Annotated in this window: 1 protein-coding gene; it reads left to right on the top strand. The window is 58.5% G+C overall.

Going from position 1 to position 566, the window contains the following annotated elements:
* The coding region (locus tag QSG27_RS29175) for a site-specific integrase (protein WP_306712383.1) at positions 1-443 on the top strand (443 nt) is incomplete at its 5' end.
* Between the last annotated feature and the right edge of the window lie 123 nt (positions 444-566).

Here is a 566-nt window from a genome sequence, read left to right as displayed (position 1 = left end):
CGTCAGCCCGCTCTCCCGCCACGCCTGCACATGCTGACGCCAGAGTGCCTCCCGATCCGTCCCCGACATGCTGGTCCTCCACTGATCTGCAATCAGCGGAATATTTCATGAACCCGAACGGGCGAGGACGTGTCGTCAGACACCGCTTACGGAATGACCGATTGAGGGAGGTGAAGAACGGGGCGAAGGTCAAGCCGTACCGCAATCCGCATGGGGCTTGGTACAAGGCGACGGCGGATGCGAGACTGGATGATCTGAATCTCCATGATCTCAGGCATACGTTTGCGTCTCGTTTGGTGATGCGAGGTGTGCCGTTGCTGACCGTTTCGAAGCTGCTTGGACACGCCACTATTCAGATGACTATGCGATACGCCCACCTTGCGCCCGACGCCTTCGATGTTGCGATTTCAGCGTTGGACAGCCAGAGGAACGAGGCCGCATGAATCATCGGCGGTATCGGCACCGATCAGGGGTGCAACGAATGTACTTTAGCAGGCCGCGGAAAAAGGCTATGCCCGGCTTGCCGGTCGTGATTCTCTCCGTTTGAAGAGAATGCGGCCGGTGAG

Source organism: Azospirillum isscasi (assembly GCF_030849505.1).
In the GTDB taxonomy this organism is placed as follows: domain Bacteria; phylum Pseudomonadota; class Alphaproteobacteria; order Azospirillales; family Azospirillaceae; genus Azospirillum; species Azospirillum isscasi.
This window is presented reverse-complemented; position numbering and strand designations above follow the sequence as displayed.